Source organism: Microbacterium meiriae (genome assembly GCF_032364335.1).
Taxonomy (GTDB): Bacteria; Actinomycetota; Actinomycetes; order Actinomycetales; family Microbacteriaceae; genus Microbacterium; species Microbacterium meiriae.
Genome location: NZ_CP133984.1, coordinates 3,178,312 through 3,203,302, shown reverse-complemented (window position 1 = coordinate 3,203,302; position 24,991 = coordinate 3,178,312). Strand labels below are relative to the sequence as shown.

Annotated in this window: 26 protein-coding genes; 19 read left to right on the top strand and 7 right to left on the bottom strand. The window is 71.3% G+C overall.

Annotated elements, in window-relative coordinates; translation table 11 throughout:
- The first annotated feature begins 6 nt into the window (after nt 1-6).
- From RI211_RS15645 to RI211_RS15630, 4 genes are all read left to right on the top strand, one after another.
- Entirely contained in the window at nt 7-549 is a 543-nt protein-coding gene (locus RI211_RS15645) for a DnaJ family domain-containing protein (protein WP_315636465.1), read from the top strand.
- A gap of 45 nt (nt 550-594) precedes the next feature.
- Nucleotides 595-2,580: a M13 family metallopeptidase gene (locus tag RI211_RS15640; RefSeq protein WP_315636462.1), complete on the top strand. Its 1,986-nt coding sequence runs from the start codon at nt 595-597 to the stop codon at nt 2,578-2,580.
- Nucleotides 2,581-2,692: 112 nt separating this feature from the next.
- Nucleotides 2,693-3,658 carry a serine hydrolase gene (locus tag RI211_RS15635; RefSeq protein WP_187662577.1) on the top strand — a complete coding sequence of 322 codons (966 nt, stop codon included), beginning with the start codon at nt 2,693-2,695 and terminating at the stop codon, nt 3,656-3,658.
- A 122-nt stretch (nt 3,659-3,780) separates the two neighbouring features.
- Nucleotides 3,781-4,179, top strand: coding sequence for a hypothetical protein (locus RI211_RS15630; RefSeq protein WP_315636461.1), 399 nt, complete (start codon nt 3,781-3,783; stop codon nt 4,177-4,179).
- Nucleotides 4,180-4,266: 87 nt separating this feature from the next.
- Here the strand turns inward: RI211_RS15630 and RI211_RS15625 are convergent, their stop codons facing one another.
- Nucleotides 4,267-5,709: an MFS transporter gene (locus RI211_RS15625; RefSeq protein ID WP_315636460.1), complete on the bottom strand. Its 1,443-nt coding sequence runs from the start codon at nt 5,707-5,709 to the stop codon at nt 4,267-4,269.
- A gap of 56 nt (nt 5,710-5,765) precedes the next feature.
- On the opposite strand from RI211_RS15625, the gene RI211_RS15620 reads away from it, so the two are divergent.
- Nucleotides 5,766-6,386, top strand: coding sequence for a hypothetical protein (locus RI211_RS15620; RefSeq protein ID WP_315636459.1), 621 nt, complete (start codon nt 5,766-5,768; stop codon nt 6,384-6,386).
- 48 nt (nt 6,387-6,434) lie between these two features.
- Complete coding sequence (locus tag RI211_RS15615) at nt 6,435-7,124, top strand: GNAT family N-acetyltransferase (RefSeq protein ID WP_315636458.1); 690 nt, start codon at nt 6,435-6,437, stop codon at nt 7,122-7,124.
- Nucleotides 7,125-7,139: 15 nt separating this feature from the next.
- On the opposite strand, the gene RI211_RS15610 is transcribed toward RI211_RS15615, so the two are convergent.
- Nucleotides 7,140-8,609 (bottom strand): peptide MFS transporter, encoded by a 1,470-nt coding sequence (locus RI211_RS15610; protein ID WP_259953895.1) that lies wholly within the window; start codon nt 8,607-8,609, stop codon nt 7,140-7,142.
- A 116-nt stretch (nt 8,610-8,725) separates the two neighbouring features.
- Between RI211_RS15610 and RI211_RS15605 the strand changes: the two genes are divergently transcribed.
- The 3 genes from RI211_RS15605 (at nt 8,726) to RI211_RS15595 (ending at nt 12,796) form a co-directional block, all read left to right on the top strand.
- Nucleotides 8,726-10,111 (top strand): glycine--tRNA ligase, encoded by a 1,386-nt coding sequence (locus RI211_RS15605; protein ID WP_187662571.1) that lies wholly within the window; start codon nt 8,726-8,728, stop codon nt 10,109-10,111.
- A 1-nt stretch (nt 10,112) separates the two neighbouring features.
- Nucleotides 10,113-10,844, top strand: a complete 732-nt coding sequence (locus RI211_RS15600) for a hypothetical protein (protein WP_315636455.1) — start codon at nt 10,113-10,115, stop codon at nt 10,842-10,844.
- 272 nt (nt 10,845-11,116) lie between these two features.
- Nucleotides 11,117-12,796 carry an ABC-F family ATP-binding cassette domain-containing protein gene (locus tag RI211_RS15595; RefSeq protein WP_315636453.1) on the top strand — a complete coding sequence of 560 codons (1,680 nt, stop codon included), beginning with the start codon at nt 11,117-11,119 and terminating at the stop codon, nt 12,794-12,796.
- A gap of 91 nt (nt 12,797-12,887) precedes the next feature.
- Here the strand turns inward: RI211_RS15595 and RI211_RS15590 are convergent, their stop codons facing one another.
- The 4 genes from RI211_RS15590 to RI211_RS15575 form a co-directional block, all read right to left on the bottom strand.
- Nucleotides 12,888-13,313, bottom strand: a complete 426-nt coding sequence (locus RI211_RS15590) for a DUF1801 domain-containing protein (RefSeq protein WP_315636451.1) — start codon at nt 13,311-13,313, stop codon at nt 12,888-12,890.
- Nucleotides 13,313-13,921 carry an HhH-GPD-type base excision DNA repair protein gene (locus tag RI211_RS15585; RefSeq protein WP_315636449.1) on the bottom strand — a complete coding sequence of 203 codons (609 nt, stop codon included), beginning with the start codon at nt 13,919-13,921 and terminating at the stop codon, nt 13,313-13,315. The genes RI211_RS15590 and RI211_RS15585 overlap by 1 nt, the downstream gene beginning before the upstream one ends.
- Nucleotides 13,922-13,939: 18 nt before the next feature.
- Nucleotides 13,940-14,692, bottom strand: coding sequence for a class I SAM-dependent methyltransferase (locus tag RI211_RS15580; RefSeq protein WP_315636447.1), 753 nt, complete (start codon nt 14,690-14,692; stop codon nt 13,940-13,942).
- 174 nt (nt 14,693-14,866) lie between these two features.
- The gene (locus RI211_RS15575; RefSeq protein ID WP_315636445.1) at nt 14,867-16,183 is read right to left on the bottom strand and encodes a glutamyl-tRNA reductase; all 1,317 of its coding nucleotides are present in this window, start codon (nt 16,181-16,183) and stop codon (nt 14,867-14,869) included.
- A gap of 72 nt (nt 16,184-16,255) precedes the next feature.
- Between RI211_RS15575 and hemE the strand changes: the two genes are divergently transcribed.
- Complete coding sequence (gene hemE / locus RI211_RS15570) at nt 16,256-17,278, top strand: uroporphyrinogen decarboxylase (protein WP_187662565.1); 1,023 nt, start codon at nt 16,256-16,258, stop codon at nt 17,276-17,278.
- Between the two features lie 51 nt (nt 17,279-17,329).
- Here the strand turns inward: hemE and RI211_RS15565 are convergent, their stop codons facing one another.
- On the bottom strand, nt 17,330-18,223 hold the full coding sequence (locus RI211_RS15565) for an NAD(P)H-binding protein (RefSeq protein WP_315636440.1): 894 nt from the start codon (nt 18,221-18,223) through the stop codon (nt 17,330-17,332).
- 66 nt (nt 18,224-18,289) lie between these two features.
- On the opposite strand from RI211_RS15565, the gene RI211_RS15560 reads away from it, so the two are divergent.
- The 9 genes from RI211_RS15560 to hemB all read left to right on the top strand — a co-directional run bounded on the left by RI211_RS15560 (nt 18,290) and on the right by hemB (nt 24,987).
- The gene (locus RI211_RS15560; RefSeq protein WP_060921528.1) at nt 18,290-18,601 is read left to right on the top strand and encodes a metalloregulator ArsR/SmtB family transcription factor; all 312 of its coding nucleotides are present in this window, start codon (nt 18,290-18,292) and stop codon (nt 18,599-18,601) included.
- A 93-nt stretch (nt 18,602-18,694) separates the two neighbouring features.
- A complete protein-coding gene (locus RI211_RS15555) occupies nt 18,695-20,203 on the top strand; it encodes a protoporphyrinogen/coproporphyrinogen oxidase (protein ID WP_315636438.1) in 1,509 nt (502 codons plus the stop codon).
- Between the two features lie 170 nt (nt 20,204-20,373).
- Nucleotides 20,374-20,787 (top strand): hypothetical protein, encoded by a 414-nt coding sequence (locus RI211_RS15550; RefSeq protein ID WP_259954394.1) that lies wholly within the window; start codon nt 20,374-20,376, stop codon nt 20,785-20,787.
- A 1-nt stretch (nt 20,788) separates the two neighbouring features.
- Nucleotides 20,789-21,196 (top strand): phage holin family protein, encoded by a 408-nt coding sequence (locus RI211_RS15545; protein ID WP_259954392.1) that lies wholly within the window; start codon nt 20,789-20,791, stop codon nt 21,194-21,196.
- A complete protein-coding gene (locus RI211_RS15540; protein ID WP_315636435.1) occupies nt 21,183-21,455 on the top strand; it encodes a hypothetical protein in 273 nt (90 codons plus the stop codon). Before RI211_RS15545 ends, RI211_RS15540 begins: the two co-directional genes overlap by 14 nt.
- A gap of 76 nt (nt 21,456-21,531) precedes the next feature.
- Entirely contained in the window at nt 21,532-22,212 is a 681-nt protein-coding gene (gene hemQ, locus RI211_RS15535; RefSeq protein WP_370429007.1) for a hydrogen peroxide-dependent heme synthase, read from the top strand.
- Between the two features lie 5 nt (nt 22,213-22,217).
- Nucleotides 22,218-23,219: a hydroxymethylbilane synthase gene (hemC, locus tag RI211_RS15530; RefSeq protein ID WP_187662560.1), complete on the top strand. Its 1,002-nt coding sequence runs from the start codon at nt 22,218-22,220 to the stop codon at nt 23,217-23,219.
- Nucleotides 23,216-24,013: a uroporphyrinogen-III synthase gene (locus RI211_RS15525; protein WP_187662559.1), complete on the top strand. Its 798-nt coding sequence runs from the start codon at nt 23,216-23,218 to the stop codon at nt 24,011-24,013. Before hemC ends, RI211_RS15525 begins: the two co-directional genes overlap by 4 nt.
- Nucleotides 24,010-24,987 carry a porphobilinogen synthase gene (gene hemB, locus RI211_RS15520; RefSeq protein ID WP_315636431.1) on the top strand — a complete coding sequence of 326 codons (978 nt, stop codon included), beginning with the start codon at nt 24,010-24,012 and terminating at the stop codon, nt 24,985-24,987. Before RI211_RS15525 ends, hemB begins: the two co-directional genes overlap by 4 nt.
- Nucleotides 24,988-24,991: the final 4 nt, after the last annotated feature.

Below are 24,991 nucleotides of genomic sequence, written 5' to 3'. Positions count from 1 at the left end.
CGCATCATGACGGATCCCCGGGAGGCGGCCGCGCGTTATCGGGCCCGACGGCAGCAGGGTGGTGGTGCTGAGGACGACGGCGAGACCGGTGCCCCGTCCGCGGCGGCGGTCGATCGAGCCGCCTTCGTCGAGTCCGCCATCCAGGTCGCCATCCGTCGCGGCGACTTCGACGACCTGCCGGGCGCCGGGAAGCCGCTCGAAGGGCTCGGAGACCACCATGATCCGGATTGGTGGATCCGTCGGAAGATCGAGACGGAGGGGCTGACGGGGCTCGGCCCTCCCGCGATCCTGCTGCGCACGGAGGACGGGGAGCTCGACGGCCAGCTCGACCTCCTCGGCAGGGAATCCGACGTCCGCGAGGTGCTCGAGGACTTCAACCGCCGCGTGCGCGAGGCCCGGCGGCAGCTGCAGGGTGGGCCTCCCGTGGTGACCTCACTGCGCGATGTCGACGCCGAGGTCGCCGCATGGGCGGAGCGCCGGGCGACGCGTGCCGCCCCTCCCGAGGCGCCATCCCGGCGCCGACGCTTCGGGCGCCGACGCCGGGACTGACGCCTGCTGGACACCGTGGGGGACCCCGGCCATAGGCTGGAGCGCATGACCGATGTGCTTCCCGCGGGCCTCGCGCTCGATGACCTCAGCCCCGACATCCGCCCGCAGGACGATCTCTACCGTCACGTGAACGGCGCCTGGATCGCGCGCACCGAGATCCCCGGCGACAAGGCGCGCTGGGGCTCCTTCCACCTGCTGGCCGAGCAGGCCGAGAAGGACGTGCGCGCGATCGTCGAGGAGTCGCAGGAGGCGGAGGAGGGGACTCTCGCCCGCAAGATCGGCGACCTCTTCGCGAGCTTCATGGACACCGAGCGCATCGCCGCCGCCGGTGTGACGCCGCTGGCCGAGACGTTCGCCGAGATCGACGCGATCGACGACATCCCCGCCTTCCTGCGCACCGTGGGCGCGTACGACCGGGAGGGCCGCGCGGCGGTGATCGGTCTGTACGTCGACGGAGACCCCGGGAACCCGGAGCGCTACCTCCCGGTGCTCGTGCAGGCCGGACTCTCGCTGCCGGACGAGAGCTACTTCCGGCTCGACACCTTCGCAGAGACCCGCGCGGCGTACCGGGAGCACCTCGAGCGCCTGCTCGCTCTCGCCGGTGTCGCCGATGCCGCCGCGCAGGCCGAGCGCTCCATCGCCCTGGAGACCGAGCTCGCCGGGCACCACTGGGACAACGTGCGCAGCCGCGATGCCGTGGCCACCTACAACCTCAAGACCTGGGACGAGCTCCAGGCCCTCGCCGGCATCGATCTCGCCCCGTGGCGCGACGCCGTGACGCCGACGAACCCGCGGGCGTTCGACGAGGTCGTCGTCGCGCAGCCGAGCTTCTTCGAGGGGCTGGGCGCTCTGCTCACTCCGGAGCGGCTGGAGGACTGGAAGGCGTGGCTCCGCGCGAAGGTGGTGCACGCGGCGGCGCCCTACCTCACCGATGAGCTCGTGCAGGAGAACTTCTCGTTCTATGGCACCCAGCTCACCGGCGTTCCCACGATCCGCGAGCGCTGGAAGCGGGGCGTATCGGTCACCGAGGGGGCGCTCGGCGAGGCGATCGGCAAGGTCTACGTCGAGCGGCACTACCCGCCGACGGCGAAGGCCGCCATGGACGAGCTCGTCGCGAACCTCGTCGAAGCGTACCGGCAGAGCATCGAGACGCTGGAGTGGATGACCGCCGAGACCCGGCAGCGTGCGCTCGCGAAGCTGGACGCCTTCACGCCGAAGATCGGGCACCCGGAGGTGTGGCGGGACTATTCGGCCCTCGTGATCGACCCGGCCGACCTCCTCGGCAACGTGCGCCGCGCGGCGATCTTCGAGCACGACCGCAACATCGACAAGATCGGGAAGCCGATCGACCGCACCGAGTGGCACATGCCGCCGCAGATGGTGAACGCCTACTACAACCCCTCGATGAACGAGATCGTGTTCCCCGCGGCCATCCTCCAGTACCCCTTCTTCGACGCGGGGCGCGACGCGGCGGCGAACTACGGCGGGATCGGCGCGGTCATCGGGCATGAGATCGGCCATGGCTTCGACGACCAGGGCAGCCGGTACGACGGCGAGGGGCGCCTGCAGGACTGGTGGACCGATGCCGACCGCGCCGCCTTCGAGGAGCGCACGAAAGAGCTCATCGCCCAGTACGACGCCCTCGTGCCGGAGGGGCTGGACGCCGAGCATCACGTGAACGGCGCCCTCACCATCGGCGAGAACATCGGCGATCTGGGCGGGCTCGGCATCGCGCTGAAGGCGTATGAACTGTCCCTGCGCGCCGATCCCGCGGTCCCTGAGCCCGTCGAAGGCCCGGTCATCGACGGCTACACCGGTGTGCAGCGGCTGCTCCTGTCGTGGGCGCAGGTCTGGCAGCAGAAGAGCCGGGACGCCGAGACGCTGCGTCTGCTGACCATCGACCCGCACTCGCCCAACGAGTTCCGGTGCAACCAGATCGTCCGCAACATCGACGCGTTCTACGAGGCCTTCGGGGTCACCGAGAAGGACGCCCTGTGGCTTCCGGAGTCTTCCCGGGTGACCATCTGGTGACGAACCTCCGCACTCTGTGAGACGCGCCCCGGCGGTGGGGTTACGATAGCCCTGCCGCCGGGGCGCCCCTTCCCGGAAGCGCAGTATCCCTCCCCCTCCTGAAGGACCACGCGTGGGTGCGACCGACCCTGGTGACGCGTTCCGGAACGCCTCGGCTCCCGGAGCGTCCGGGAGCGCGCCCGAGTCGGCCAGCGGTCGCCGTTCGCAGCGGCCGGGAGCCCGCCGGCTGCCGCGTCGCGTGGCCGTCGGTCGGCGGTCGTTCACCTCGACGCTGAAGGCCCTCGAAGGCCTGGCGAACGCCGGGGCACAGGTGTCGGTGCACGTGGTCGACCTCGACTCCCATGTGCACGTGCTGGCGGGGGACGACCACGTCACGATGCCCGTCGCGGGGCTCGGTGTGGTCCCCCTGCTCATCGAGGTGGCGGCGGCGTTCGAGTCCGGCGCCCTCGACCCTCTCGAGATCGTCGAGCGCTCGAGCGTCGAAGCCGTGGAGAGCTCCGGCCTGTGGCGGCATCTGCGGGCACCGGCGCTGCCGCTGGAGGATCTCGCCGTGCTGGCCGCCACCGCCGGAGATCCGATCGCCGTGAACATCCTGCTGCAGAAGGTGGGGCATGACCGGGTGCGGGAGCGCATCGAGGAACTGGGTCTGCGGCGCACCGCCCTGCTCGACCGGTTCCGCGACCGCCGCGGTCCGGACGACGCCCCGCAGGTCGCCGTGGGGTCGGCGCGCGAGCTCGCGGGTCTGTTCTCCGCGCTCGTCAACTCCCAGGTGGTGGATGCCGCGGTCAGCGCCCAGGTGTCGGAGTGGCTCAGCCTCAACCAGGACCTCAGTCTCGTGGCCGCCTCGACGGGGCTCGACCCCTTCGCACACGAGCACGATGCCCACGGCCTGCTGTTCGTGAACAAGACCGGCCGCGATCGGGGGGTGCGCGCCGAGGCCGGTGTGCTCGCGGGGCCGCGGGCCGGTGTCGCCTACTCGATGATCGTGTGCTTCGACGACCTCTCGATCAGCCACCGCCTCCGTGCGCACGACGCCTTCCGCGTGCTCGGGGTCGAGCTCATGGAGTACACGCACTGACTCCGCACGCCTGTCCCCGCGCGTCAACGCAGGCATCCGCGCGGCATCAGGCTTCTGGAACGGCAGTGAGCCTGGTCTCGCGCGAGCGCCTGATCGAGGGCAGGGGCGGCTAGCATCGGGGGATGCCTCACGCCTGGACTCCGCACCGCCGCGACGACGGGGAGCTGCTCGGCTGGATCCATCCGGAGGGCGCGGACTGGGTCGCCGTCGACGTGCTCGGACGCAGGGTCTCCACCCCCGGCGAGTGGCTGGACGCGGAGGCCGCGCTGGAGGAGCACGGCATCGCGTGGCTCGCCGATCCGTGGATGCTCGAGGGCGAGGGGGACCGCCCGCTCCGGGTGCGCATCCTCGAAGTGACACCGAACGAAGAAGGGGTTCCGGGGCGCATCGTCGTGAAGGTCGACGACTTCGGAGACATGACCCGACCCGCGACCGCACGGTTCACCCTGCCGTGGCCGCTGCCCGCCCGCCTCCGGCCACCGCGTGCCGACGACCCGGATCCGCGCACGATCTCCCGCTGAGACCCGGCACCGCGTCGCAGATCCGCCGCACGTCGCACGTTCTGCGGCAATCCCTGCGACCCCGACGCGAATCTGCGACGGGCCGAGTCAGCCGGGGAGCGAGGGGTGCTGCTCCGTGGCACGGCGCCGCGGAATGAACAGCGAGAGGATCACGGCCACGATGCCGGCGGCGATCGCGAGCCAGAAGCACACCTCGAACGCCGTCCGCGTCGGCACGGCCACGCCTCCGACGTCGACGCTCATCGCCGCGAGCACCCCGCCCATCACGGCTGAGGCCGTCGAGGTGCCCACGGAGCGGAACAGCGCGTTGAGCCCGTTCGACGCCCCGGTCTCGTTCGCGGGCACGGAGCGCATGATGATCATGGGCATCGCCGCGAAGGTGAACCCGATGCCGACGCCGATGAAGATGTTGGCGACGAAGATGTGCCACACCTCGGTCGACCACAGCAGCACGAAGACGTAGGCGAGCACGATCGCGATGGCGCCGACGGTGAACAGCGGACGCGGCCCCACGGTGCGCTCCAGCCATCCGGACAGCGGCGAGATCACCATCATGACCAGACCCGCCGGCATGATGACGAGCGAGGCGGCCACCATGTTGAGCCCGAACCCGGCGCCGCCCACCGCCGGCATCTCCAGCATCTGCGGGAAGGTGACGTTGGAGGCGAACAGGGCGAAGCCCATGCCGATCGCGGCGATGTTCGTGAAGAGGACGGCGGGCCGAGCGGCGACCCGCAGGTCGAGCAGCGGATCCTTCGCGCGGAGCTGATACCAGCCCCACAGCAGCAGGACCGCGACGCCGCCGATCACGCAGACGAGGGTGAGCGGCGCCGTCCAGCCCCACTCGGCGCCGCGCGACACGAACAGCAGCAGGCCCGTGAGGCCGATCGCGAGTCCGATGGCCCCGAGCACGTCGAGGCGGCCGGGGGAGCGGAGCACGTCCTCCGGCACCACGGCGAGCACCAGCAGCAGCCCGAGGACTCCGAGGGCGGCGGCGAGCCAGAACAGCATGTGCCAGTCGGCGTTCTCGGCGAGCAGTGCGGCGACGGGCATGCCGATCGCCCCGCCGACGCCCATGGTCGCGCTCATCAGGGCCACCGCGGTGCCGAGGCGCTCAGCCGGCAGCACGTCGCGCATGATGGCGATGCCGAGGGGGACGACGCCGGTCACGGCCCCCTGGAGGGCGCGGCCGATGATCACGCCGACGATCGATCCGGAGAGCGCGGCGATGACCGAGCCCACGATGAGGATCGCGAGGAGCACGATGACGACGCGGCGCTTGCCGTACATGTCGCCGAGACGGCCGGAGATGGGGGTCGCGACGGCGGCCACGAGCAGGGTGATCGTGACCACCCAGGTGGTGTCCTCGCGGGAGGAGTTCAGCAGCTGCGGCAGCTCGGCCTGCAGCGGCACGACGAGGGTGAACATGAACGACGAGCACAGGCCCGCGAACGCGAGCACGGCGATGACCGCCCACCGCGGAGGGGTACGGGAGAGGCGTTTCCTGGCTCTGTCGTCGTTCGCACCCACCGGCTCAGGCTATCGGCGTTCCCGGAGGGGAGGGGCCGATGTGGTTGCATGGCCGGATGACCGACGACTCCGCGCCCGTGCAGCGCCCCGCCGACTCCGCGTACCACCGCCGGCTCCCGATCGGGGAGGTGCTCGACGCCTCGGCGCTCGCGGAAGGCCTGCCCTGGGCGTTCGAGAGCATCACGATGCGACCGCTGGAGCCGATGCTCGTGCCGGAGGAACCCCGAGCCGGCGAGCGGGACCCGGCCGAGTGCGGCCACTGCGGTCCGAGCGTGCACACCATCTGGCACGACGACCTCTGGCAGGTGCGTGCCGGGTGGGATGTCGGCGGCCTGCCGTTCATCGGCGGGGTCGCGCCGCGTGAGCACTGGCTCCTCGAGAACGCCCCGCAGGAGGTGCTCGCCGCTCTCGGACCGCTGATGCAGCGCGTGTCGGAGGCGGTCAAGAGCATCCCCGGCGTCGCCCGCTGTCACTTCGGCCGCTGGAATGACGGCTCCGCGCACATGCACATGTGGGCGCTGGGCCGTCCGGCCGGCATGATGCAGGGACGCGGCGCGGTGCTCGCGTTCTGGGACGGGATCCTGCCGCCGCTGCCGGCGGAGATGGCCGAGGACCACCTCCGCATCGTCGCGGAGGCGCTCGCCGCGGGCGGGGGACAGCCCTTTCCGCACCGGTGACCCGGGGTCGGTTTCCGCGAACGGGCGGAGGAGGGGCAGACTGGGATCGTGCGAACCATCCGCGATCTCGACACCGTTGAACTCATCCTCGACGCCCAGAGCCTGCTCGACTCCATCCGGGGTCCGCAGCGCGTGGTGGACGCCGGGACCCTGCGCGCCCTGCAGCAGTCGGGCAACTACGTCGTCGGCTTCTTCGACGGCGAGGGCGACGAGGAGCGCATGGTCGGCGCCTCGATCGCCTTCTTCGGCGAACCGGCCCGCCGTGCCATGCACTCGCACATCACGGCCCTGCTGCCCGAGTACCGAGGGCGCGGATGGGGGCGGGAGCTCAAGGAGCACCAGCGGCAGTGGGCCTTCTCCCGCGAGGTCGGCCGCATCACGTGGACCTTCGATCCGCTGGTCGCCCGCAACGCGCACTTCTTCCTCACCGTCCTCGGCGCCCGCGCCACGGGCTACTCGGTGAACCGCTACGGCATCTTCGGCGGCGGCGACGCGGGCGACGAGAGCGACCGCCTCGACGTCGAGTGGGCCCTCGCGGACATCGCCAAGCCCCCGGCGGAGGACGCGGTCGTCGAGACGCTGGAGATCCCGGACGACATCGAGAGCATGCGGGAATCCGACCCCGCGGCCGCGCACGAGTGGCGGCTGCGCCTGCGCGCGCAGATGGAGGGCCTGCTCGGCAGCGGTCTCACGATCGGCGGCTTCGAGGCCGGTCGGGGCTACCTCTTCACTGCGTGATCGGCGGCGCGGCCGTCACCGCACGCCGCGCATGAGCCGCAGCACCGGCTTCACGCTCAGCAGCAGTCCGATGCCGACGAGGATCGCGATGCCGCCGAGGATCGAGAAGTACGGCACCTCGTTCCCCGGATCGTAGAACTTCACGAGCTCGCCCGAGATGGCGGTGCCGAGGGCGATGGACAGGAAGAACAGCGCGACCATCTGCGTGTGGAAGACGGCCGGGGCGAGCTTCGTCGTGACCGACAGCCCGACCGGCGAGAGCAGCAGCTCGGCGACGGTGAACACGAACAGGATGCCGACGATCGCGAGCAGCGGCGTCGAGTTCGCACCGCCGCCGGAGAACGGCAGGAACAGCAGGAACGCGGAGCCCATGATGATGGCGGCCAGTCCGAACTTGACCGGGGTCGACGGCTGACGCTTCCCCAGCTTCGTCCAGATCGCCGCGAAGACCCCGGACAGGATGATGATGAACACCGGGTTGATGGACTGCACCCACGACACCGGCATCTCCCACCCGAACAGGTCGCGGTCGAGCCGCTTGTCGGAGTAGATCGTCAGCACCGTGAACTGCTGCTGGTACAGCGACCAGAACGCGACGCTCGTGAGGAACAGCGGCAGGAACCCCCAGACCCGCGAGCGCTCGGTGGCGTCGATGCGGCGACTGCCGAGGATCACCGCGAAGTAGGCGACCGCGGCGACCACGGTGACCCCGATCACGATCGTGGCGAGGTTGTCGGCCTGGATGACTCCGGTCAGCACGAGCACCGCGATCACGACGACCGCACCGACCGCGATGCCGGCGACCAGCGGGTAGCGCGTGCGGGGGAGCGGGTTCGGCACCTCGCGCGAGGAGGCGGGCAGGCCGCGGCGGCCGAACGAGTACTGCACGAGACCCAGCGTCATGCCGAGGGCGGCGAGGCCGAACCCCCAGTGGAAGCCGAGGGTCGACTGGAGCAGCCCGGTGAGGATCGGTCCGAGGAAGGCGCCGAGGTTGATGCCGAGGTAGAACAGCGAGAACCCGGCGTCGCGTCGTTCGTCGTCCGGACGGTACAGCGTCCCCACGACCGACGTGGCGTTCGCCTTCAGGCCTCCCGAGCCCAGGGCCACGAGCACGAGTCCGACCCCGACGCCGACGAACCCCGGGAGGAGCGCGAGGGCGAGGTGGCCCGAGACGATGACGATGGCGCTGACGAACAGCACCCGCTCGGAGCCGAAGAGCCGGTCGGCGAGCCACGCCCCGAGGATGGTGGACAGGTACACGGAGCCGCCGTACGCGCCGACGATCCCGCCCGCCACCGCCTCCGGAAGCCCGAGGCCGCCGTCGGTCACCGAGAAGTACAGGTAGATGAGCAGGATGCCCTGCATGCCGTAGAAGCTGAACCGCTCCCACATCTCCACGCCGAAGATGTGCACGAGCGACCACGGCTGCCCGAAGAAGCGGGTGTCCTCGTCGCGGGAGGCGGGCGGGTGCGCGGTGGTGCTCATGCGTGGGACGGTACTCCTCCCGCGGGTCCCGCGGCCAGGGGTTGCGCTCCGGCCCCGGATAGACTGGGGGTGCCCGTGCTCACGGGCATTCTCCGCATCCGACCATTGGAGCCACCGTGGCCGAACAGTCCCGTCTTGACAAGGTCATCGCCCTCGCCCGCCACCGCGGGTTCGTGTTCCAGGCGGGTGAGATCTACGGCGGTTCCCGGTCGGCCTGGGACTACGGACCCCTCGGCACGGAGCTGAAGGAGAACATCCGGCGGCAGTGGTGGCAGACCTTCGTGCGCGGTCGCGGTGACATGGTCGGCCTCGACTCCAGCATCATCCTGCCGAAGCGCGTGTGGGAGGCCTCCGGCCACGTCGCGACCTTCACCGACCCGCTGGTCGAGTGCCTGCAGTGCCACAAGCGCTTCCGTGCCGACAACCTCATCGAGGACTTCGAGGCGCGCAAGGGGCGGAAGGCCGAGAACGGTCTGGCCGACATCCCCTGCCCGAACTGCGGCACCAAGGGGCAGTACACCGAGCCGAAGGCCTTCTCCGGTCTGGTGAAGACGTACCTCGGCGTCGTCGATGACGAGTCCGGCCTCTACTATCTGCGCCCCGAGACCGCGCAGGGCATCTTCGTGAACTTCGCGAACGTGCTCACCGCGAGCCGCAAGAAGCCGCCGTTCGGCATCGGCCAGGTCGGCAAGGCGTTCCGCAACGAGATCACCCCCGGCAACTTCATCTTCCGCACCCGCGAGTTCGAGCAGATGGAGATCGAGTTCTTCACGCCGCCCGCCGAGGCGCCGCAGTGGTTCGACCACTGGGTCGAGGCGTGCTGGAACTGGTTCATCGACCTCGGCATCGACCCGGAGAACATGCGGCAGTTCGACGTGCCGGAGGAGGACCGCGCGCACTACTCGGCCGGCACCATCGACGTCGAGTACCGCTTCGGCTTCGCCGGCAAGGAGTGGGGCGAGCTCATGGGCGTCGCCAACCGCACCGACTACGACCTCTCCAGCCACAGCGAGGCCTCCGGCCAGAGCCTGACGTACTTCGACCAGGCCACGGGCGAGCGCTACACCCCGTACGTGATCGAGCCCTCCTTCGGACTCACCCGCGCGATGATGGCCTTCCTCGTCGACGCGTACGTCGAGGAGCAGGTGCCCAACGCCAAGGGCGGCACCGACACGCGCACCGTGCTCAAGCTCGACCCGCGCCTGGCTCCGGTCAAGGCCGCCGTGCTCCCGCTGTCGCGCAACGAGAAGCTGTCGCCGCTCGCCCGCGAGGTGGCCGACACGCTGCGCGGCTCGTGGGCCGTGGACTTCGACGACGCCGGTGCGATCGGCCGGCGCTACCGCCGCCAGGACGAGATCGGCACGCCGTTCTGCGTCACGGTCGACTTCGACTCACTCGACGACCGCGCCGTGACGGTGCGCGACCGGGACACGATGGCACAGGAGCGCGTCCCGATCGACGAGCTGCATGCCTACCTGGCGGAGCGCCTCCGCGGCGCCTGACATGACGGCACCGGGGGGAGCCGACGCGCGGGGGGAATCCTCGCCCGTGCGTCCGGTCGCGGCCATCGTGCTCGGCGCGCTCGCCGTGTCGTGGATGATCCTCACGGTGCTCGACCTGCGCGAGAACGACGGCGCCGGGCCCATCATCGCGATGTTCGGCATCCCGGCGCTCGCGGCGGCGGTCATCATCCAGATCGTGATGGCGCGGCTGGGGGAGCGCAAGCGCGTGCCGAAGGCTGTGTTCTGGTGGGTGCTCGCGGTGCTGCCGCTGGGGACGCTGGCGGGCTTCGTCGTCGCGATCCTCCGCGACCCGGACTACTTCATCGCGGACGAAGGCCCCTGGATGCTGATCTGGGTGCCGATCTTCATCGTCGTGGGGCTGCTGCTCGGCGCCCTCGTCTGGTTCTTCTTCGTGTTCCCCCTCGTGTCGCTCGTGACGGTGATCCGCTTGATCGCGCGCGGGGAGGCGAAGCCCGGCGCCCTCATCATGCCGATCGTGCTGCTGAGCCTCGGGGTGCTGAGCATCGTGGGCGGACTCTCGATCGACACGGACAGCAGCGGCCGCGCGTCGTGGGGATCGATCATCGCCGCGTTCCTCGGTCTTCCCGGGAACTACGAGGTGATCTGGGAGCCCGGCCTCTGGATCGTCCGCGGCATCGTCCTCGCGATCATCCTCCTCTTCGCCACCCCCGCCGCCCACGCCCGCCTCTCCTCCCGCCTCCGCTCCCGCTGAGCCCCCGGGTTCCCGCCGAGACCCCGGGCCGCGCGTGGGGGTAGGTCGGGGTCTCGCCGAGAAAGCGGGGTCTGGCGCGTGCCGGGTCGCCCTGCTATGGTCGCTCCTCGTGGGTACTCTGATTCGCTAGATCGGGACGCCGCGTCGAGAGCTCTTCTCCGCGGTGGGTCCTGAGCGACCCGCACCCGAGCAGGGTGCGGTCGAGGTTCCTGTTCCCCGCGTCATCGACGCAGATCCCGGCGGTGCGCGTGCGCCGCCGGAGAGGACCCCTCATGTTCCCTGTACCCTCGCCCCCTTCCGACACTCCGGCCCGCGTTCATCGCGAGTGCGCGCTGCAGGCCGCCTCCGTCCGGTTCGCCGACCGTCTCGTGCTGAACCGCATCGATCTCGCCGTCGGACCCGCCGACCGCCTCGCCGTCATCGGCGACAACGGCGCCGGGAAGTCGACGCTGCTCGATCTGCTCGCCGGTGCTCTCGCGCCGACATCCGGGGAGGTGCGGCTCGACCTCCCCGGCGGGATCGCTCATGCCCGGCAGAACCCCGTGTTCGCGGATGGAGCGTCGATGGCCGATGCCATCGACGATCTCCTCGGCGACCTCCGCGTGCTGGAGCGCGACCTCGGCCACGCGTACGAGCTCCTCGCCGCCGGGGGCTCCGCCGAGCGTGCGCAGCAGATGGCCGCTGTGGCCCTGTTGCAGGACCGTTTCGAGTCCCGCGAGGGATACGACGCCGACCGTCGCATCGACACCGCCCTGGAACAGCTCGGGCTGGGCGGAGTGGACCGCGCGCGACCGGTGGCCGCGCTGTCGGGCGGAGAGCGGGCGCGGCTCGCTCTCGCGGTCGCCCTCTCTTCCGGAGCCGAACTGCTCCTCCTCGACGAGCCCACGAACGACCTCGACGACCGGGCGCTGACCTGGCTCGAGGACCGTCTCGCGGCGCACCGGGGAGCGCTGGTGGTCGTGACCCACGACCGCGACTTCCTGGACCGTTTCGCGACGGCTGTCGTGCAGGTGGAGGACGGTCGGATCCGGCGCTACGGCGATGGTTACGCCGGGTTCCTACGAGCGCGCGAAGTCGATCGACGGGCGGCGGTCGCGCGCCACGAGGAGTGGAGGGCCGAGCTCGCCCGCACCGAGGCCCTGCTCGCGGCCAACGCGTTCCGGCTGCAGGCGATCCCGCGGAAGCTCGAGCTCGACGGCTTCGGTCATGGCGCGTTCCGGGCGCGGAGCCGCGACCACGGTGCCGTCGGGCGCATCCGCATGGCGAAGGAGAGGTTGTCGCGGCTGCGGGAGAACCCGTGCCCGGCGCCGCCCGAGCCCCTGCGGTTCGTGGTCGCAGCAGAGGATCGGGCACCGCTCGACGACCCGCTCCGGACCCTCGATGCCGTCTCCCTCCGTGAACCGGGACGACGGCTCGACGTGTCGCAGTGGACGATCGAGGCCGGTTCGCGGTGGCTCGTGACCGGGCCGAACGGCGCCGGGAAGACGACGCTCCTCCGCCTCCTCGTCGGCGAGCTGATCCCCGCGTCCGGGACGATCCGCCACGCGGACGGGCTGCGGATCGCGTTCCTCCGGCAGGAGGTCGATACCCGTTTGCGAGGCACGGCCATCGAGGTCTTCGCGGCGCGGACGGGGACGCCGCCGGCGGATGCGCACGACGCTCTCCTGGCTCATGGACTCTTCCGCAGGCCGGAGGCGGACCGCGACGTGCGGACACTCTCGGTCGGGCAGCGTCGCCGGCTGGATCTCGCGGTCGCCCTGGCGTCGCGGTTCGACATGCTGCTGCTCGATGAGCCGACGAACCATCTCGACCCCGAGCTCGTGGAGCAGCTCGAGGACGCCCTCGTCGATCACCCCGCCGCCGTCGTCACAGTGACGCACGACCGCCGGTGGCGGCGTCACGCGGAGCACGCGCGGCGCGTGCAGGTCGAGGAGGGGGTGGCCACCACCTGAGACCCCGCCCTCCCGCCGAGACCCCGGGCCCCACACGTCCCCACGCCGGGGTCTCGGCGGGAACCCGGGGTCTCGGCGACAGGAGGGGGAGTTACGACGTGATCGTCAGGTGCATGCGCGCGTCGCCGCCGGACTCGACCCAGGCGCGCGAACGCTCGAGGATCACGCGCAGCACGTCGAGGTCGACCTGGTCGAGGTCCTTGATGTAAAGGCAGCCCACCCCTGTCGTGTGCGGGCCGAGCGCGCCGAGAGCCTCCGCGTGGGCGTCCACGCCGTCGAGGAGGTAGATCGTGGTCGCGGCCTTCCGGGGGGCGAAGCTCAGAATGCCGCTGTCGCCCTCCGTCCCGGTGGGGTAGCGGTAGTGGCAGGAGCCGAACCCGATGATCGAGCCCCAGGTCTGCGGTTCGCGTCCGGAGATGTCCCGCAGGAGAGCGGTCAGCGTCTCCGCATCACGGCGACGCACCGCCGAGGAGGAGCGGGCGATCAGCCCCGCGACGTCGTCCCCGGTCGGCTGCACTACTTCGCCGCCTTCGCCGCCGCCTTCATCGCCTTCTTGTACTCGCGCACCTTCGTCAGCGATTCGGGCGACACGATGTCGGCGACGCTGCGGTACGAACCGTCCTCGCCGTAGGGAGCGGAGGCCTCCCGCCAGCCCTCGCCGGTGAACCCGTACTGCTTGCCGAGGAGGGCGAGGAAGATCTTCGCCTTCTGCTCACCGAAGCCGGGAAGAGCCTTGAGTCTCTTGAGCACCTCGGCGCCGCTCGGCTGGGTCCCTGAGCCTGTCGAAGGGCCTGAGCCTGTCGACGGGCGCGTCCAGAGGGCGGCGGCGTCCCCGTCCCAGTCGTCGACGAGCGCCTGGCACAGGGTCTGCACCCGCGTCGCCATGGATCCGGGGAACCGGTGCACGGCGGGGGTCTGCCGGAAGGCCTCCAGGAACTCCTCCGGTGCCATGCCCGCGATCGCCGCGGCATCCGCGGCGCCGGTGCGCTGCTCGATCTTGAGCGGACCGGAGAACGCGGTCTCCATGGGGATCTGCTGGTCCAGCAGCATGCCGATCAGCAGAGCCGTCGGGTTCTCGGTCAGCAGGGCGTCGGCGGCGGTGTCTCCGGTGATGTGAAGGGCCATGAGTCCCATCCTCTCTCACTACGGGGCGGCGGATTCGCAGATGCAGAGCTGGGTCGAGGAGCCCGCCCCGAAGAGGCTGCCGTCCCAGCCGCCGAAGCGCTCGACCAGTCGGAGTCCGGCATGCGCAAGGAGCACCGGCAGTTCCTGGGGGAAGATGCTCCGCACCTCGATGGACACCGTCTGGAAGTCGGGCTCGGAGTCCGTCGAGAAGTACCAGGTGCCGCGCGTCACCTGTGCGGCGGCATCATAGGCGTCCGCGACGTCGACGCGGACGTCGCCGCGGTCGGGATCGGCGAATGTCGTGCGCGGGCGCCGGACGCCGTCGGCGTCAGCCAGGAGCCGCACGTCGGGATGGAAGACGTCGAAAGCGAACCGTCCGCCGGGCGCGAGGTGCCGCCGTGCCGCGCGGAAGCACTGCACGATGTCGTCAGCCTCGTGCAGGTGCAGCAGAGCGTTGCCCGCGATGAAGATGAGGTCGAACTCGTCGCCCAGGTCGAAGTCGCGCATGTCGCCGTGCTGCCACTCGACGGACACACCGCGCTCCTCAGCCTTCTGACGTGCCACAGCCAGCATGTCGAGCGACAGGTCGAGGCCGACACTCGGGTGCCCGTCGGCCGCGATCGGGATCAGCTTCTGACCGGTTCCGCATCCGAGCTCGAGCACGCGACCGCCCACGCTGTCGGCTTCGGCACGGTAGAAGTCCACGGCTGCCTCGCTCGTCGGAAACAGCAGGTCGTACAGCCTCGCGTCCGAGTACAGATCCTGGGTCATTCGCGCCTCCTCGTGCCCCACGCTCTCACAGCGCGGATCCTCGCGCAGCCCATGGCTCCCGCCCTCTGGTCCATCAGCATGTCGACGCGCAGCACACGGCTCTCGTTCCGCAGCGTCGGCGGCGGTGTCTCCGGTGATGTGGAGGGCCGCGCCTCCCATCTCGCCCGCACGGGATCAGGCTGTGGCGGCGTCTTCGACCGTGTCCGCGGCAGGGGTGATGCCGTACAGCGTCGCGAGCGCGGCGGCGAACTCGTCCGCGCGACCGGCGGCGGCGAGCTCATGAGCCCGCACGGTCGGCGTGTGCAGCAGCACGCCGGAGAGGTGCCGGAGGGCCTGCTCGACCTTGCCGTCCTCGTCGCCACGCGCACGCGCACGATCGATCTCGCGCTCCAGCAGCTCGAAGATGTGCGACCGGAACGCCACCACCGACGGGGTCACGCTCTGGCGGGCACCGACGACGTGGAAGGTCTCCGCGGCCTCGCGGACGACGCTGCGGGCGGCGTCCGTCGCCTGCAGCTCCTCGAGCGGGGCGTGCAGGCGGATGGTCTCCAGGTCCAGCAGCGCGACGCCCTCCAGTGCGGCCACGGCCGGGTCGACGTTGCGCGGCATGCCGAGGTCGACCACCAGCCGGCTCGGGACACCGGTCACGCCGCTGGTCGCGCTGACGGGGCAGCCCGCGGCGGCGAGGCCGACCGGGAGCTGCAGGTGCTCCGGGCCGAGCACGGGCTCGGTCGCGGTGGTGCAGGTGATCAGCAGCGTGGAGTGCGCCGCCGTGCGTGCGTACTCGTCTGCCGGAACCGGGCGGATGTCGTGCTTGGCCGCGAAGATCTCTGCGCGGCCCGAGGGGGAGTAGACGGAGATGTCGACGGCGCCGCGCTCGCGCAGAGTCGCGAGGGTGACGGCGGCGTAGGCTCCGGTGCCGACCAGCAGCACGCGCTCGGCGGACCAGTCGGCGATGCGGCTGTCGGCGAGCTCCAGCGCGAGACGCACGAGAGATCGACCGGCGCGGCCGAGGGCGGTGACGTTCTTGACCTTGCGCTGCGCCTGGCTCGCGCGCTGGAACAGGCGCTCGAGCTCGGGGGAGGTGGTGCCGTCCTTGCGGGCGGACTTCAGGGCACGCCGCACCTGACCGGCGATCTCGCCCTCGCCCGAGACGACGGACTCGAGACCGGAGGCCACGGAGAAGAGGTGCTCGGCGACGCGGCGACCGGAATGCACGGCGTAGGCACCGTCGAGGTCGGCGGCGGGAATGCCGGTCGCGGACTCGACGGCCTCGATCACGGCTTCGACGCCGATGGCGCCGGCCGCGGTCACGGGCTCGTCCATTTCCACGTACGCCTCGAAGCGGTTGCACGTCGCCAGGACCACGGCACCCTGCACGCACGGCGCCATGCCCACGATGGTGGGAGCGACGTCGTCGGGGGTGCGGCTCAGGCGTTCGAGCAGTTCGAAGGAGGCGGTCTTGTGACTCGCCGTCACACACAGCAGCACCCTTCGATTGTACCCGAGCGTACGGAGCCGGGACTCGGCGGCTCCCTAGGCGCCGGATGGGAGGATGGGGGCATGGCACTCTCCGACGCCCCGCTGCTGCGCGCCCTCACCGGCGACCGCCCCGCCACCGCTCCGGTCTGGTTCATGCGCCAGGCGGGCCGGTCCCTGCCCGAGTACCGGGAGCTGCGGGTCGGCACGCGCATGCTCGACGCCTGCCTCACCCCCGACCTCGCCGCCGAGATCACCCTCCAGCCCGTGCGACGGCACGGCGTCGACGCGGCGGTGTTCTTCAGCGACATCGTCATCCCGCTGCGTCTCGCCGGCGTGGACGTGGAGATCGAGCCCGGCCGCGGCCCGGTCTTCGCGAACCCGGTGCGGACGCTGGCCGACGTCGACCGCATCACGGCGATCGATCCGGACAGCCTCGACGGCAGCGCGATCGCGGAAGCCGTCGGCATCGTCGCCGCCGAGCTCGGCGACACCCCGGTCATCGGCTTCGCGGGAGCCCCCTTCACGCTCGCGGCGTATCTCGTCGAGGGCGGTCCGTCCAAGGAGCACCTGCGTGCGCGCGGCATGATGCACGCGGAGCCCGAGGCCTGGCACCGTCTCGCGGGCTGGCTGGCGCAGATCTCGCGGCGGTTCCTGGAGACGCAGCGCGATGCCGGCGCCGCGGTCGTGCAGCTCTTCGACAGTTGGGCGGGTTCCCTCAGCCCCGCCGACTACCGCACCTTCGTGGCGCCGCACTCACGGACCGCTCTGGACGGCATCGGCGTCCCGACGATCCACTTCGGCGTCGGCACCGGCCCCTTCCTCGGCGACATGCGGCTCGACGGCATCGCCGACGGCGTGGGGGTCGACTGGCGGCTGCCCCTCGACGAGGCCGCCGCGATCCTCGGCCCCGACGTCTCGGTGCAGGGGAACATCGACCCCGCGTTCCTCGGCGCGCCGTGGCCGGTGCTCGAGGCGCATGTCCGCGACGTGCTCGAACGCGGTCGCGCGGCCCGCGGGCACATCCTCAACCTCGGCCACGGTGTGCCCCCGGAGACCGACCCCGACCAGCTCACCCGTATTGTCGAGCTGGTGCACGCCGGCTGACCTCCGTTCGAATCGCCTGCTTTGCGCCATCTGCAGCCCAGATGCAGCCATTCAGGCGATTCGAAGCGCCCGCACCAGCCGCAGATCCGAAAGACCGAAGCGCCCGGTGGGCAGCGCCGCGCGGATGCTGTCGTCGTCGAACGGTCGCGAGGGGCGGATGCCCTCCGGCGGCTCCGGCGCCCACGGTGCCGGCTCGCTGACGCCCTCCGCGAGCATCCGCGCCTGCGCCTTCGCGACCAGGGGCACGACCATGGTCCACTCGGTGAGCTGCGCGAGCACCCGCACGACCCAGGCCGGAACGGGGAGGAACGCGGGACGACGTCCGGCGACGCGGGCGATCCGGCGGATGGCCTCCCCGAGCGTGACCTCGTCCGCCCCCATCACGGCGACCGTCGGCTCCGGGATGCGGCCCTCGAGCGCGGCCACCAGCACGTCCGCGGCATCCTCGACGGGGACGGGGCGGGCGGTGCGTTCGCGGTAGCCGACCGTCCAGAAGAAGGGGAGGGTGCGGACGGCACGGGTCACATGGTCGACCATGTGATCGCCGGGGCCGTAGATCATCCCGGACTTCAGGATCGTGTGCGGGAGCCCGGAGCCGCGGATGATCTCCTCGGCCTCCCACTTCGACTCGTGGTAAGCGGAGCCGCAGTCGGGCCGGGCGCGGAGGAAGCTCACCATGACGAGCCGCCGGACGCCGGCGCGGCGAGCGGCCTCGACGACGGCGGCCGTGCCCTCGACGTGCACGCGGCGGAAGGTCTGATCGCCGATCTCCCGGTTGATCCCGGCGCAGTGGGCGACCGCGTCGCATCCGGCGAAGGCGGCGGTCAGCGCGTCGACGTCGGTGATGTCCGTGCCGGAGCGTCGGGAGATCACCACGGGCTCCTCCAGGCGATCGGCGAGGGCGCGGCCGACGAATCCATTGCCTCCGGTGATGGCGACCTTCATGGTGTTCTCCTTCGCTAATTAGCTATCTGGCGAAACTGTATCTAGCGAAGGTGCTATATTGCAAGCATGGCCGACAGCGCATCCGACATCTTCGCGGCGCTCGCCCATCCCACCCGGAGGCAGATCCTGCAGGACCTCAAGGAGGGGGAGCTCGCGGCCGGGGAGATCGCGTCCCGCTTCTCCGCGAGCGGCCCGACCATCTCCCGGCACCTGAGCGTGCTGCGGCAGGCAGGCCTCGTCTCCGAACGTCGCGATGCCAACCGCATCTTCTACTCGCTCGTCGGTGAACGCCTCGCCCTCTCCGTCGGCGACTTCCTCTCCACGGTCTGTCCCGAGCAGATCGTCCTCCGCGAGGTGCGCAAGCGCGGTCGGGCCTGACCTCCGTTCGAATCGCGCACCTGGCGGCATCCGCGGCGATTTTCCGGCCAATCGGGCGATTCGAACCACAGGTGGCGGTGAAAGGATGGAGGCATGACCCCCGAGCACCCCGCACCCGCTGAACCGGCCGACCTGGCGGCCCGTGCCGCACGGAAGCACGTCGTCGTGGTGGGCGGCGGCGTCGGCGGACTCGTGGCCGCCCGTGAGTGCGCGAAGGTCGGCATGCAGGTGACGCTGCTCGAAGGGTCCGAGGCCCTGGGTGGCGTGATCCGCAGAGTCGCGCTGGACGGTGTCGTCGTCGACGCGGGCGCGGAGAGCTACGCGACGAAGGGCGGGCACGTCCGAGCGCTCGTGGACGACCTCGGACTCTCCGACCGCGTCGTGACGCCGCAGGCGGGAGGGGCGTGGCTCGCCGGGCTCCCCGGCGGCGGCGCGGCTCCGCTTCCGGTCGGCGGCATCCTCGGCATCCCCGGCAACCCCTTCCAGGACGACGTCCGCCGCATCATCGGCTGGTCGGGCGCCTGGCGGGCCTATCTCGACCGCGTGCGCCCGCCGCTCACGATCGGGCATCAGCTCAGCCTCGGACGCCTCGTCGCCTCGCGCATGGGGGAGAAGGTGCGCGACCGCCTCGTCGCCCCCGTCACCACGGGTGTCTACTCCGCCTCCCCGGACGACGTGGACATCGACGTCGCCGCCCCCGGACTCAACGCCGCCCTGACCCGCGTCGGATCGCTCTCCGGGGCGGTGCTGGCCCTCCGCGGTGAGGCGGCGTCGCGCGGCGCGAAGACTCCCGGTGCCGCCGTCGAGGGGCTCGTCGGCGGGATGAGCGTACTCGTCGACGCCCTCGCGGCCGACCTCGACGAACTCGGTGCGACCGTGCGCACCCGCGTCCGAGCTCGTCGCCTCACCACCGACGGCACCACCTGGCGCGTCGTGGTCGAGGAGCCCGCCGCGGAGGAGCCGATCGAGGGCGAGGAGACGACGCAGGAGGCGGAACTCGCCGCCGACGCCGTGATCGTCGCGACCTCCGAGCACGGGGCGCGGGAGCTGCTCGCGGGCGCCGTGCCCGCCCTCGCGGCCGCCGACGCGGCACCGGCCCCCGAGATCGAGATCATCAGTCTGCTGCTCGACGCGCCCGCGCTGCGCATCCCGCCCCGGGGCACCGGCGTGCTCACGGTGCCGCACAGCCACACGGCGAAGGCGCTCACGCATTCCACGGCGAAGTGGTCCTGGGTGCGGGAGGCCGCCGGCGACCGGGAGGTCGTCCGCGTCTCGTTCGGCGCCCAGGGGGAGCCGGCGGCGACGGCGGCGCTGGACGACGAGGCCGCGATCGACCTCGCCCGCCGGGAGGCCTCGGCCCTCCTGGGGGTTCCCCTGACGGCCGACCAGGTCGTGGCAGGCCACCGGGGGCGCTTCGTGCAGGCGCAGCCGGCGTCGATCATCGGGTCGGGAGAGCGCCGCGCGGCGGCGCGCCAGGCTGTGCAGGCGGTTCCCGGTCTGGCCGCGGTGGGGGCCTGGCTGGCCGGCACCGGGCTCTCGCAGGTCGTGCCGGACGCCGCGGAGGAAGCCGAGCGCCTGCGTCGCGCCCTCCTCTGGGACTGAGTGCGCGCGGGGCGTACGCGAGTGGGCTCCGGGGCTCCGTGTCAACCCTCTCATCGATTGATGCCGAAATCGGCATACGGCGTTACGCTGGGTACCTGATCGCGGCGGAGACGCGGGCGATCGGGCGTCCCCCGGGACGGACCACAGCCGGAACAACGTGAGGAGACCCCATGAAGGGGAAGATCGGACTCGTCGTCGGACTCGGCGTCGGCTATGTGCTCGGCACCCGCGCAGGACGCGAGCGTTACGAGCAGATCAAGACGCAGTGGCTGAAGGTCTGGAACACGGACCCGGTGCAGGAGCGCGTCGACAAGGTCAAGGGCTTCGTCGGCGACAAGGCCGCCGCGGTTCCCGGCGCGGTCTGGACCGGCGCCGTCAAGATCGTCAAGTCGGTCAAGGGCGACGGCACGCCCGGCCAGAAGCTCGACGCGGTCATCGCCTCCGGCAAGGACGCCGCGGAAGAGATCTCGGACGCCGCGGAGGACGCGGTCGACGAGGTCAAGGAGCGCGCGGCCGAGGCCCAGAAGCCCGCGGCGTCGAAGCCCGCCGCGAGCAAGCCCACCCCGCGGAAGTCCGACGACTGACATGCCCCGCGGATATCGGGATCGCGCCGACGACAGTCTGCTGACGCTGCTCGGCGACCTGCCGGAGCTCGTCACCACCCTCGTCAAGGCCGAGATCGACGCGGCCAAGGCGTGGGTGTCGCGCACGGCGAAGGATGCGGGGGTCGGCTCCGTCTGGTTCCTCGTCGCGCTGTTCTTCCTGTTCTGGGCCGTGCCCGTGATCCTCGTGTTCGCGATCGCGGGGCTGTCGTCGTGGTGGCCGGTCTGGCTGTCCGCGCTGGCGGTGTTCGGCATCCTCATCGTCGCCGTGCTGCTGTTCGCGCTGCTCGGCATCCTGAAGTTCCGCAAGGTGCTCCGTCGCCAGAACCCGGCACAGGCCGTGGCCGAGGACATCCGAATCGTGAAGGAGGCCGGCGATGAGCACCCCTGAGTCTCTGCCGCGCACCGCGGTCCCCGCGGGAATCGTCGATCCCGTCGCCTCGGCGCGGGCGGAGTTGAAGGCGGCCCTGGCCGCCATCGAGGTCAAGGGGAACATCCCCCGGCGCGTGGAGAAGGCGTCGGCGCGGGCGGCCGTGAAGGCGCGCGCGTTCGCCGACCGCAACCCCGCCGCAGCGATCGCCGCGACCGTGGGCATCGCCGTCGCCGTCGGCGGGGCGGTGTGGGCCATCGCCCGCGCCATCGCCCGCTGATCGACCCCCGTACCGCCCTCGCGTGGGGGCAGTATTCCCCTGATTAGCGGCTCCTCCGCAAAGGGGGCAGACTGGGATCATGTCCGACCTGCGTGAAGAGAACCCGTCCGGTTACACCCTCTGGGCCGTCTGGCGACGCAATCCCGATGCTCCCGTCACCGAGAACGACGCGACCGAGGTCGAGTCGATCGTCTCGCATATCGAGGACTCGGGCGTCACCGTCCGCGGCTTCTACGACGTCTCCGGGCTCAAGGCCGACGCCGACCTCATGGTGTGGCTGCACGGTGCCACGGCCGAGGAGCTGCAGCGGGCGCTCCGTCGCCTGCGCCGCACCGAGATGCTGCGTTCGCTCCTGCCGGTGTGGAACGCCATGGGCGTCCACCGCGACGCCGAGTTCAACCGCGCGCACGTCCCCGGGTTCCTCCGAGGCATCGAGCCCAAGGACTGGCTCGTCCTCTACCCGTTCGTCCGCACCCCGGAGTGGTACCTCGCGCCGGAGGGGGAGCGCCGCACGATGCTCGCCGACCACGGTCGCAAGGGCGCCGCGTTCACCGGTGTCATCGCGAACACCGTCGCAGCCTTCGCGCTGGGCGACTACGAGTGGCTGCTCCCGATGGAGGCGGATGAACTCACGGATCTCGTCGACATGATGCGCGACCTCCGCTACACCGACGCCCGCATGTTCGTGAAGGAGGAGGTGCCCTTCTACACGGGGCGCCGCCTGCGCTTCGACGAGATCGCGGACGTGCTGCAGTAAGCGCCATGAGCACCCCCATCCGTCTCGGCACCCGTCGCAGCGCGCTCGCGCAGGCGCAGTCGGGCCACGTCGCCGCAGCGCTCGAGAAGGTCACCGGCCGGCGCGTCGAGCTCGTCCCGATCACCAGCGAGGGCGACACCAATCGCGCCTCGTTGTCGGAGATCGGTGGCCTCGGCATCTTCGCCACCCGTCTCCGTGAGGCCCTCCTCGCCGGCGAGTGCGACTTCCTCGTGCACTCCCTCAAGGATCTCCCGACCGCGGTGCCGGAGTCGCTCGTCATCGCCGCGACGCCCCGACGGGAGGATGCCCGCGACGTGGTGCTCACCCGACACGGCATCCCGCTGCACGAGCTGCCGGCCGGGAGCGCCGTGGGCACCGGGTCGCCCCGCCGCATCGCGCAGGTCCACCGCCGTGCGCCCCGCGCTCACGTCGTGGACATCCGCGGCAACGTCGACTCCCGGCTCTCCCGCGTCGCGTCCGGCGAGTTGGACGCCGTGATCCTCGCCGCCGCCGGGCTCTCGCGGCTGGGCACCGATTCGCCCCTGCATCGCGAGGAGCTCGGTCTCGCGGAGTGGCCGACGGCGCCGGGCCAGGGGTCGCTGGCGGTAGAGACGCGAGCGGATGCGCCGGAGGAGCTGCGCGCGGCGCTGTCGGCGCTGGACCACCGCGAGACGCGGCTCGCGATCACGGTCGAGCGGGCCATCCTGGAGGGCCTGGACGCCGGTTGTCAAGCCCCCATGGCGGCGCACGCCGTCGTCCAGGGGGCCGAGATCCGCGTCAGGACAGTGGTCTACGCCCCGGACGGGGGTCGCCGGATCGGTCTGGACGTCACGGAAGCCCTGAACGGGGAGTATATTCATCGGAACGGCAGTGGCAATGGTGCGGATGCTGCCGATGGTGCAGACCCGATGCACGCAGCGCGTGAGTTCGGGCTCGCTGTTGCCCGTCGGCTGCTCGATCAAGGGGCGGCCGACCTCGTCCCTCAAGAGCAATCCGAATTGTCATGACCACTTCTGAAAGCAAGCAGGACCGACCGCTGGACGGCTGGCGTATCCTCGTGCCCCGTGGCGGACCCTGGGGCGACAGCGTCGCCGCGAGTCTCCGGAACCTCGGGGCCGTTCCCGTCGTCGCCCCGCTCATCAACTTCGCGCCCACGACGGACCAGGCGACGCTCGACCGGGCGCTGGAGCAGCTCGCGGCCGGTGAGTTCGATTGGCTGACCGTCACGAGCGCGACCACGGTGGACGTGCTGTTCGCCCACCGCGCCGTCGTGCCGAAGACCACGAAGATCGCGGCCGTCGGCGAGACGACGGCCACGGCGCTGCAGGCCGTGGGCTACGAGGTCGCCCTGGTGCCGGAACAGGACAACTCCGCGCAGGGCATGGCGCAGCAGCTCATCGCCCTGGAGCACGAGCCTCGCCGGATCCTGGCGCTGCGCAGCGAGATCGCCAAGCCCGTCCTCAGCCTCCTCCTTTCCGACGCGGGGCACGACGTGCACGGCGTCGTCGCCTATCGCACGGTCGGTGTCCCGGTGACGGAGCGCATCCGCCGCGATGTCGAGAACGGCCGGATCAACGCGATCCTCATCACCAGCGGTTCGGTGGCCGAGCAGGTGCGGGAGCAGTTCCCCGAGATCCCGGACGAGACGCTGCTCGCGGCGATCGGTCCCCGCACGGCGAAGGACGCCGAGCGTGCCGGTCTCCCCGTCTCGGTGGTCGCCGACCGACAGACCATCGATGCGCTGATCGAAGCCGTCTCGCAGTTCACCCTTCCGCACGCGGCAGACGAGTTCGCGCCGTGAGCTTCCCCGACATCCGCCTGCGCCGACTTCGCCAGTCGCGCGCCGTCCGCGACCTCGTGCGCGAGACCTCTCTCGAGCCCCGGCAGCTCGTGCTCCCGCTCTTCGTCCGCGAGGGCCTGAGCCAACCGGTCGCCATCGGGTCGATGCCCGGTGTCGCCCAGCACTCGATCGACTCGCTGCGCGCTGCGGCCGCGGAGGCCGCGGAGGCCGGGGTCGGCGGCGTCATGCTGTTCGGCGTTCCCGCGGTGCGCGATGCCCGGGGCTCCGGCGCGGACGACCCGCAAGGCATCCTGAACGCCGCCACCGAAGCGCTGGCGGCGGAGGTCGGCGACGCCCTCGTCGTGCAGACCGACCTCTGTCTCGACGAGTTCACCGACCACGGTCACTGCGGCGTCCTCGCCGCCGACGGCTCCGTGGACAACGACGCGACCCTGGAGCGGTACGCCTCGATGGCCCTGGCCCAGGCGCGCGCAGGGTCCCAGCTGCTCGGGCTGTCCGGGATGATGGACGGCCAGGTCTCCGTGATCCGTCAGGCGCTCGACGCCGAGGGGTTCACGGACACGCTGATCCTGGCGTATGCCGCGAAGTACGCGAGCGCGTTCTACGGCCCGTTCCGCGAAGCCGTCGACTCGCAGCTCCAGGGCGACCGCCGTACCTACCAGCTCGACCCCGGCAACCGCCGCGAGGGCGTGCGGGAGGCCCTGGTCGACGAGGACGAGGGCGCGGACATCGTCATGGTGAAGCCGGCGATGGCCTTCCTGGACGTGCTCCGCGAGGTGCGCGACGCCGTGACCGTCCCGGTCTGGGCGTACCAGGTGTCGGGCGAGTACGCGATGATCGAGGCCGCCGCGGCGAACGGGTGGATCGATCGGCGTGCCGCGGTGCTCGAGTCGCTGCTCTCGATCCGTCGCGCGGGTGCCGACGCGGTGCTGACCTACTGGGCCACGGAAGCCGCCCGCTGGCTGCGCGGCTGAGCTT